The sequence below is a fragment of the Myxococcales bacterium genome (assembly GCA_016706225.1).
GTDB lineage: Bacteria > Myxococcota_A > Polyangia > Polyangiales > Polyangiaceae > JADJKB01.
In genome coordinates this window covers 38,591-47,487 of sequence record JADJKB010000020.1, presented here as the reverse complement: position 1 = coordinate 47,487, position 8,897 = coordinate 38,591, and the positions used below count along the sequence as shown (strand labels likewise).

The window sequence follows — 8,897 nt, the reverse complement described above, 5'->3', positions numbered from 1 at the left end:
GGCCGAAGATCGAGGACGAGGCGGAGGCGCGGCGGTGCCTGGCCGCAGCGAAGCGGAAGGGCCTGAGCGCCGGACTTGTTGGCGCGGGCTTGGGTGATCGCGGAGGAGCTTCGGGCGCGGCGGGTCGCGGCGGGTGGCGATCGCCGCCGGCGGCCGCCGGTTCGCCGCCCGGAGTCCGCGCATTTTGCGAGGAAACATCGGCCTTCCGGGGTGGCACGCCGCTGGCCATAGCGCCGTCGTGTGGGCCACCCGCACACCCGTCCCGAGCCCTCGCGCGTCCGGCATCGACCGGAGAGCACGCTGCTCACCAGACAGTGGCGGAGCACTGGCCGGCGTTCCTCGAGCGCGCGGACGAGCACGGCGGCGCTGCCGCGCTTCGGTGAAAGAGTTCGAGGCCTACCTGCGCTGCGGGCAGCTGGAGCACGGGTAAGCACGTACAGACTCAGTATTGCACTCACCCTACGCCGCCCGAGGTGACGCTCACGCCGCCGTCACCATCCGCTGGAGGGACAGCGGTTCGAGGTGATGCGAGGCGGTCCGCAAACATCGTGGTGCGCCTGCCGGACGGCACGATGAGTGCCGCGTTCCTGGACGGACGCCGACGGCGAGTCGGCGCCGCACGGACCAGACACGATCTTCAGCATCGATGCGCTGAAGGAAATGCTCGAGCTCCTCGAAATGCTGCGTCGCCGCGGGCTGAAGCTAAGACGTGCCGCGTGACGGGTCGGCGCCGCTTGCGGACCTGTGCGCGGTGGCGGATGCGGTGTCTCCACTGGAGGAGGAATCGCATGCCGAAACAGACAACGCTCGACCTGCGAGGTGACGGGCTCGCGACGTTGTGGAAGCGACTGCCGGAACAATGCCGACGCGAAGCCGTCGCCGTGTGGTCGCGGCTGATCGCCGCTGCTGCCCGTCGGACGAGCAAGAGTGAAAAGAAGCGAGGAGGAGATCGATGATGACTGGACCGAGTGGATCGAATGGGGATCGTCTGAAGGTACGAGTCGAGCATCAGGCGCGCCTGGCCTTCGTCTACGTGCGGCAGTCGTCGCTCAAGCAGGTGCGCGGCAACCTCGAAAGCCAGCGCCGGCAGTACGCGTTCGCCGACGAGGGCGTTCGCGCTGGGGTGGGAGCCGCGAGCGCGTCCTCGTCATCGACGAGGATCAGGGCAAGAGCGGCGCGCTGCCCGGAGCACGCGCCGGCTTCGGCGGGCTGGTGGCCGCCGTTGCCCGCGGCGAGGTCGGCATCGTGATGAGCCTCGAGGTGTCGCGCCTGTCGCGCAACGATTCCGACTGGCATCACCTCGTGTACCTGTGTCGCTGGACGGGTACGCTGATCGCCGACGAGCACGGCGTGTACGACCCGTCGTCGTCCGCCGACCGCATGGTGCTCGGCATCCGCGGGCAGGTGAGTGAGCTCGAGCGTGACAGCGCCGTGCACCGGATGGTCGAGGCGCGCTGGAGTAAGGGCCCGCCGCGGAGAAGCGTTCACGATCCCGCCGGCGGGCTACGACCTCGACGAGCTCGGGCAGCTCGAGATGTCGAGCGACGAGGCAGTTCAGGCCGCCGTGCACCGCGTGTTCCACAAGTTCGAGGGAGCTCGGTGCCGGCCGTCAGGTGTACCTGTGGTGGCGCGAGCAAGGCCTGCCGTTTCCGTGCGTCGCATGTTGCCGAGGTCGCATCCGATCGTCTGGGTTCCGGTCGGCTACCGGATGATCCACAACATGCTGCGCCACCGATCTATGGCGGCGCCTTCGTCTTCGGACGCAGCGAAACCCCTGCGCGAGCTCGATCCGCAGACGCAGAAGCTGTCGCTGCGGCGAGGGCGGCGGGGATGGTCGACTGGCCCGTCTTGATCAAGGACCATCATCCGGCATACATCTCTTCGAAACGTTCCTCAAAAACCAGGAGAGCCTGCGCGCCAACAGCGTGATTCCAGTCCCCGCCGACGAAGCTCACCAAGGAGCCGCTCGTGAAGGTCGAGCGCTTTTGCAGGGCCTGATGCGTTGTGGGCACTGCGGCCGGCGCATGTACGTCAACTACGGCGGTGAGCGCGCCGTTCGGACGCTGCAGTATCGTTGCTCGCGTCCGCTCGCCGCCGTCGCAGGGCAGGACTGCCAGCTCATTGGCGGCAAGCGCATCGAAGCGCTGGTGGTCGAGGCGTTCCTCGACGTGTCGGCCGCTGCCGGGATTGAAGCGGCGGCGCTGGCGGGCGAAACGCTGCGGCTCGAAATCGAGGCGACAGAGCGCTCCTGGCACTTGCAGATCGAAAAGGCCGAGTACGAGGCTCAGCGTGCGGAGCGGCAGTACCTGGCAGTAGAGCCCGAAAACCGCACCGTGGCCCGCGAGCTCGAGCGGCGCTGGAACGAGCGCCTGGTCGAGCTCGAAGCGCTGCGCGCGCAAGCGGCGCGGACGCGCAGGACCCAGCGTCCGCTGAGCGACGAAGAGCTTGCCCGCGCCCAGGAGCTCGGAAAAGACCTGCATGAGGTATGGAGCGCACCGAGCACGACCGTGCGCGATCGCAAGCGCCTGCTACGTGCGCTGATCGAGGAAGTGCAGGTCAAGAGCGACGAAAACTTCACCTGCTGCGCATCGTGTGGAAGGGAGGTGCGGTTACGGATCGTGACCTCGTCCGTTACCGCTCAAAGGGTCCTCATGCACACGCCACCTCTGAGGAGATCATCGAGCTGGTGCGCAAACTGGCGACGGAGTTCGACGACGTGCAGATCGCCGGCATCCTCAACCGGCAAGGGCACAAGAGCGGCCTGGGACGCGCCTTCACGAAGTCGAGCGTCCTGTCGCTTCGTGGCAGTCACCAGATCCCGAAGTGTCCAACTCCCCAAACCGCGCGATGAGCGCGAAGGCCCCCTTCACCGCCGATCAAGCCGCGCGCGAGCTCGGCGTCTCAATGCACACCATCCATCGCTGGCTCCGCGACGGCACGCTGTCGGGGCAGCAAGCCACCGAAAAGGCTCCCTGGCGGATCGTGCTCACCGAAGACGTTCGACGTCGCCTGACCAGCGGCTCCGCGCCGGAGAACTGGGTCGGGCTAGCGAAGGCGGCACGCCGCCTTGGCCTGGCAAAGGTCGCTCGTTGCCCATCTGGTCAAGCAGGGCAAGCTCCGGGCGGTCCGCACTGTCGTGCGCAACCGCGAGTGCTGGCGAATCGACGTTTCTTCCGCAGATCACGCGCCCCAAACCGACCTCTTTGACCGAATGCGCAACGGTAAGAAAAGGAACCGTAGTATGTCCGCACGCACGGCTGCCTGCACCTTGTGTGTCGTGACTGCGGGTACTCCGAGCTCGTCGCGCTCAGTTGCAAGCGCGGGTTCTGTCCATCCTGTTTGGGCCGCCGGATGGCCGACACCGCGGTGCACTTGGAGCAGGCGGTGCTGCCGCGCGCCCATCCGTCATTGGATCTGCTCTTTGCCCTGGGGTCTACGCTCGCTGCTCGGGTACGACCGCAAGCTCTGCTCCGAGGTGGTGAGCGCGTTCATGGCGGAGGTGGACCGCTCGCTGCGCTGGCGCGCGAAGCGCGAGCTCGGCATTTCGAGTGTCGCAAGCTGCCACACCGGATCCGTGGTCGCTGTGCAGAGGACGGACAGCGCGCTCCGGCTCAACGTGCACTTCCACGCACTCGTGCTCGATGGCGTGTACGTGCACGCGGACGGCGACCCGCGCGCGCCGCTCGAGTTCCGGGAGCTCGACGCGCCCACGCACGCGGACGTGGCGCAGGTCGCAGCGCGCACTGCGGCCCGCATCGAGAGCATCCTCAAAGCGCACGGGCGGAGCCTCGACCCCGAGCTCGGTGAGCAGGAGCTGCCGGAGCTCTGCTTTGACGAGCCGGGGCTGGCTGCGTGTTACGCGGCGGCAGCTCAGGGCATTGGCGTGAGCGGTGAGCGTGCAGGCAAGCCGCTCTTGCGGTTGGTCGTGCCGGCGGGTGCCCGAGCGCTCGCGTGCCGCGGACGCGACGGATGCGCCCATCGCGGAGGTGCGCGGCATCAACTTGCATGCGGCGCAGGTCATCGACGGCCGAGATCGGCGACGAGTGGAGCGGCTCGCTAATCATCACGCGCCCTCCGATCGCGCAGGACCGCCTCGAGCGCCGGCAGGACGGCAGGCTCGAGCTCATCTTCAAGAAGGTGTGGCGGGACGGCACCCGCGCGCTGGTGCTCGAGCCCCACGACCTGATTGCGCGGTTGGTGGCGGCCGTGCCGCCTCCACGCTTTCACATGCTCCGGTATTTCGGGTGCTCTCGAGCCACTCATCGCGCCGGGCCCTCGTCGTGCCCAAGCCGCCCGTGGATGCGGCCTGTCACAAGCCACCTCCGGCTCGAGGCGATCAGCTCGAGCTGCTCGGCGAGAAGGACGATGCGCCGGTCGGGCGGAAGCGGTGGGCGTGGTTGCTGGCGCACGTGTTCGCGGCCGATGTCGAGACGTGCCCGCGTTGCTCCGGCCCGATGAGGTGGGCGGAGGTCGCCACGAGCCGCGCGGCCATCACGCGGCTGATTGCGGAGCACGAGGACGGCCTCGGATCGAGAGCGCCGCCCACGGCGAGAGTCCCCGTCCGCGTGCCCGAGCAATTGGGGATGGGGTTCGGGGAGGGGTGAGGCGACCGGCGACTTCGCTGGGGGCGGAGGTGTGTCGCGCGCGCTTGGCGAGGGTGATCGAGCCCGACAGAGGACCCGGCGAGCACAATCGGCGCCCGGCGAGCCCAATCGGCGCCGGGGGTCGGGGTGCGGGAGGTGATCTCGACCCGAAGCCGTCGAGCGCGTACTCTCGGCTTGGTGGGTTTTGGCAGTTCAAATGCCCTATGCGCTCTCGGACGACAAGCGCGGCCAGCCCGTGCTCGTGGCGCGGGGCCTCGAGCAGCTGTTCGGACAGGGCCCGGCCGGCACCGGCGTCGGGGATTTCCTGAAGTCGCCGCTTCACCGCGGCGAAATCCGCATGCTCGCCACCACCACCCCCGAGGGATTACGCAAGATCGCCGATAAAGACGCGACCGTGTTGCGCGCGTTCACGACCCTGCCCATCGACGAGCCGAGCGTGGACGGCGCCGTCGAGATCCTGCGCGGCGTCGCCAGCCGCTACGAAGATCGGCACCAGGTCGAGATCAGCGAGGGCGCCATCAACTCCGCCGTGCGCCTCGCCAAGCGCTACTTGCAGGACCGCTTCCTCCCGGACAGCGCCATCGACCTGCTCGACGAGAGCTCGGCCTCGAAGCGCGTCGAGACCGACGGCATCCCGGCGCTGGTGGACGCCGCCATCCGCCGCGCCGAGTCCTTGAAGGCGCAGCTCCATTCGCTCGAGCGGACGGACGACGCAGCGACGCGAGCCACCCGAGACCGGCTCGCCGCGGAGCTCACCGAGCTCGAGCCCAAGGTCACCGAGATGAAGAGCAAGCTCGAGTCCCGGCGCGGCGCGGTGGCGGCGGTCCGCGCCCTGAAGAGCGAGCTCGAATCGTCCCGCGCCGCCCTGGAAGACGCCCGCGGCAAGAAGGACTTCGCAAAGCTCGGTGAGCTCGAGCACGTCACCGTGCCGGAGCTCGAGAAGCGCTACCACGCCGCCGAGGAGGCCGCGCGCAGCGTCGGCGTCGTCGTCGAGGGCTCGCGCGTGGTCACGGAGAGCGACGTCGCCGGGACGCTCGCCATCTGGACTGGCATCCCGGTCGCCAAGATGCTCGAAGGCGAGGCCGACAAGCTGCTCAAGATGGAAGCGCGGCTCGAGCAGCGCGTCGTGGGCCAGGACGAGGCCGTCAAGGCCATCGCCCGCGCCGTGCGCCGCGGCCGCGTCGGCCTGCGCGATCCCGGCAAGCCCATCGGCAGCTTCCTCTTCCTCGGCCCGAGCGGCGTCGGCAAGACGGAGCTGGGCAAGGCCCTGGCGGAGTTCCTGTTCGACGACGAGGCCGCCCTCACCCGGCTCGACATGAGCGAGTTCATGGAGCGCCACATGGCCCAGCGCCTGATCGGCGCGCCCCCCGGCTACGCCGACAGCGAGCAAGGCGGCTTCCTCACCGAGGCCGTCCGCCGCCGCCCCTACTCCGTCCTGCTCTTCGACGAGGTCGAGAAGGCCCACGCAGACGTCTTCAACCTGCTCCTCCAGGTGCTCGACGACGGCCGCCTCACCGACGGCCGCGGCCGCACCGCCGACTTCTCGAACACCGTGGTGATCATGACGAGCAACATCGGCTCGCAGCGCATCCTGGAGACCGACGTGAAGCTGTTCGAGACCGAAGACGGCCGCGAGGCCCTGCGCGACGTGCTGATGAGCCAGCTCAGCGAGTTCTTCCGCCCCGAGTTCCTGAACCGCATCGACGACGTGGTCGTGTTCCGCTCCCTGACCAAGGCCGACCTGCGCAAGATCGTCGACATCCAGCTACGCCGCCTGGAGAAGCTCCTGGCCGACCGCCGTGTGAAGCTCGAGCTGACGGAGGAGGCCAAGGGCCGCCTGGTCGAGCTCGGCTACGAGCCCGCCCTCGGCGCGCGCCCGTTGAGGAGGGCGATCTTGAAGCAGCTGCAGGATCCCTTGGCGGAGTCGCTGTTGGGCAACCGGTATGCGGAGGGGACGACGATCAAGGTGGGGCTGGATGGGGAGAAGAAGATGACGTTCACGGTGTGAGGGGGGGGCGGCCCTGGTATGGGCGTCAAACACGAGGATCGTCATGGCACGCCGAATGTCGCCCTCGGGAGCGCACGTGCCTGCGGCGCACGCGGCGGACATTGCCTCTCACTGCCGGTCTGCGGGCTCTGTGGGTCGGCTGACGCCGCAGATGGCAGACGGCGGCTGATTGACCCTCCGCACTGTGGGCCGGCTGGCCAGGCGCCGGCCGTGTGACACGGCTAGAATTTCGCCAGCTTGGCGTCCTCTTCGATCACGGTAATCGCGTACCGGAGGTCATCTCGCAGGGATTCTATCTGCGTCCGCATGATGTAACCCCGACCGTCGAAGTCCGACGTTGGGGAGGTGTTCGCGGGTCGCTCAGGAAGGTCCCGCAATATTTCGCTTCGCAGGAACTCCGTTCTGAGCGACTCGTAACGGACGAAGAGTTCGCCATAGCGCGAAGGATCGAAGTAGTTGGCCCTGGTGACGGCGAGATGTCGCTCGACCCGCTCCAAGAGGCCCTTCGCCCGAGGAAGAGACGCCGTCAGTGTTTCCACGGGGTCTGGACGCCCCGCACGGGCGCCAGCAGGTTGTGACATGGTGCACGCGAGCAACGAGTCGAGCTCAGTTATCACCGCGGACATCGATTGGAGTCTGCGCGCCGAGTCAGCAACGACCATCCTGTCGAGCAACTGGTTCACCGGTTCCAACTCCGGGCGACCGAGGAGTTCGACCAGGTTGTATCCGTTCTCCCGGAAGCCCTGCTGCATGAACCGCTGGGCACCGCCGGTCAGTAGGGTCCAAAGCACCTTCCCGAGGGAGTACACGTCGAAGTTCGCCGGTGGTTCGTCTACGCGACCCGTTTCCGCCTCAGGCGGCCTGAACCACGAAGCCCCAACTTTCTCTCCCAAGGAAGTAACTTCGGTGGCATCCGGGTCATGAACGATGCCGAAGTCACCGAGCACGGGATGGTCAAGATCGCGGAGCAGGATGTTCTTGGGCTTCACGTCTCGGTGGACGAGGCCCTTCGAGTGAAGCGCAGCCAGCGCGACCGCAACGTCCCGGATCGCCCGAAGACTACGCCACGCATCGCCCCGATAGACGCCGAGGTGGTCGTGGAGAGAGCCGAACTGCATGAACTCAGTGACAATCCACGGCTCGTCAGCGTCGGCGTCCGCGTCGAGGACGCGAAGGATGAACGGGTGCGAGAGACTCTTCGTGACCGCAATCTCAAGCCGGAAGCGCGACAACGCTTTTTCGCGCCTTTCTGGCGATGGCCAGTTCCGCTCCCGCATCGTCTTCATGACGCCGACCTGGCTGGTGGCTGCCCGGTGGACCTTTTCAGTGACTCCCTGGCCCCCGCTGCCGAGCGCTCCAAGAGGGCTCCACGTGTCCCGGCTGCCCCAGGGCCGCGGCCCCTCGATTGGGGTTCCGCTGACGCCTTCTTGCCCGTGGCTGCCCAACGAAACCGCCACTTCCGCGATTTCGTCGAGAGCGTCATCTCCTGCCTTGAGCTGTAGGCGCACCGCTTGAATCGGGTCGTCCGTGCGGCGCTCGACCGTCCCGGGTCGTGGCTCCGCGATTCCGAACGGGCCCGCGGCCGTCACGATGCTGCCCAGTAGCTTAAGCCCCTGCGAGGACGGCGGTTCCACCTCGACCACTATGCGCCTGGTTGCGATCTCGCAGCGCGAGATCCGGCCTCTGTAGTCCCAGAGAATGAGGTGTGAGCTGAGAGGTCGGACGTCTCGGCCTTGCGGTGAAGTGAACGTGAAACCAGACACTTGAAGCACGGCATCTTCGAGTCCGTTGAAAGCCTGCGCCGGCCCGTCCGCCTCAATGATGTCCCAAAAAGTTGGACGAGATCCGATCACGTTCGTACTTACAACCACGATGGGCCAGTCGCAGCCGTACTCGTGGCGATCGGGGCCATAGCGCCGCGCCTCAAGGGGGCCGTCGAAGCCATGCCCCACCACCTCGAACCCGTTCGCTTCGAAGGGGTGACCTTCAAGTGCCAACTGGAATCGCTCCAGGAATTCCTGGGGAGGTGGCCGCCATTCGACGAGGCGAACGGCGCCCCGCGGGCTGGACTCGATCCTTGGGGAATCGCCCGGACGCGCAATGTCAATTCGCCCAAAAGCGGCGCGAAGCTGATCGCCGACCACGACCACGACGCATCGAACGTGTGGCACAGACCCGCCCTCGAACGCCGATGCGAGCTCGGACACGAGACGCGCCCCGAACGCAGCCGGATCTCGAGGCCAGTCAAGTCTAGTCGCCACGACACCACTCCCATTGGTGGGTCG

Annotated in this window: 8 protein-coding genes and 1 pseudogene; 8 read left to right on the top strand and 1 reads right to left on the bottom strand. The window is 67.4% G+C overall.

What is annotated here, in order from left to right:
* Positions 1-576: 576 nt before the first annotated feature.
* The 8 genes and pseudogenes from IPI67_24700 to IPI67_24665 all read left to right on the top strand — a co-directional run bounded on the left by IPI67_24700 (position 577) and on the right by IPI67_24665 (position 6,612).
* The gene (locus tag IPI67_24700) at positions 577-720 is read left to right on the top strand and encodes a hypothetical protein (protein ID MBK7583376.1); all 144 of its coding nucleotides are present in this window, start codon (positions 577-579) and stop codon (positions 718-720) included.
* 68 nt (positions 721-788) lie between these two features.
* Positions 789-956, top strand: coding sequence for a hypothetical protein (locus IPI67_24695; GenBank protein ID MBK7583375.1), 168 nt, complete (start codon positions 789-791; stop codon positions 954-956).
* Positions 928-1,929 (top strand): recombinase family protein, encoded by a 1,002-nt coding sequence (locus IPI67_24690; GenBank protein MBK7583374.1) that lies wholly within the window; start codon positions 928-930, stop codon positions 1,927-1,929. The genes IPI67_24695 and IPI67_24690 overlap by 29 nt, the downstream gene beginning before the upstream one ends.
* A 68-nt stretch (positions 1,930-1,997) precedes the next feature.
* On the top strand, positions 1,998-3,281 hold the full coding sequence (locus IPI67_24685; protein ID MBK7583373.1) for a recombinase zinc beta ribbon domain-containing protein: 1,284 nt from the start codon (positions 1,998-2,000) through the stop codon (positions 3,279-3,281).
* Positions 3,262-3,402 (top strand): annotated as a pseudogene (locus tag IPI67_24680) (transposase zinc-binding domain-containing protein). Before IPI67_24685 ends, IPI67_24680 begins: the two are co-directional and overlap by 20 nt.
* A 19-nt stretch (positions 3,403-3,421) precedes the next feature.
* Positions 3,422-4,060 (top strand): transposase, encoded by a 639-nt coding sequence (locus tag IPI67_24675; GenBank protein MBK7583372.1) that lies wholly within the window; start codon positions 3,422-3,424, stop codon positions 4,058-4,060.
* Entirely contained in the window at positions 4,006-4,458 is a 453-nt protein-coding gene (locus tag IPI67_24670) for a transposase (GenBank protein MBK7583371.1), read from the top strand. Before IPI67_24675 ends, IPI67_24670 begins: the two co-directional genes overlap by 55 nt.
* Positions 4,459-4,800: 342 nt before the next feature.
* A complete protein-coding gene (locus IPI67_24665; protein MBK7583370.1) occupies positions 4,801-6,612 on the top strand; it encodes an AAA family ATPase in 1,812 nt (603 codons plus the stop codon).
* A 221-nt stretch (positions 6,613-6,833) separates the two neighbouring features.
* On the opposite strand, the gene IPI67_24660 is transcribed toward IPI67_24665, so the two are convergent.
* A complete protein-coding gene (locus IPI67_24660; GenBank protein ID MBK7583369.1) occupies positions 6,834-8,609 on the bottom strand; it encodes a serine/threonine protein kinase in 1,776 nt (591 codons plus the stop codon).
* Positions 8,610-8,897 lie beyond the last annotated feature (288 nt).

What these genes read in the sequence shown, in the direction of transcription:
- IPI67_24695 (MBK7583375.1), top strand. Translation starts at nt 789, where the DNA reads ATGCCGAAACAGACAACGCTCGACCTGCGAGGTGACGGGCTCGCGACG.
- IPI67_24685 (MBK7583373.1), top strand. Translation starts at nt 1,998, where the DNA reads ATGCGTTGTGGGCACTGCGGCCGGCGCATGTACGTCAACTACGGCGGT.
- IPI67_24670 (MBK7583371.1), top strand. Translation starts at nt 4,006, where the DNA reads ATGCGGCGCAGGTCATCGACGGCCGAGATCGGCGACGAGTGGAGCGGC.
- IPI67_24665 (MBK7583370.1), top strand. Translation starts at nt 4,801, where the DNA reads ATGCCCTATGCGCTCTCGGACGACAAGCGCGGCCAGCCCGTGCTCGTG.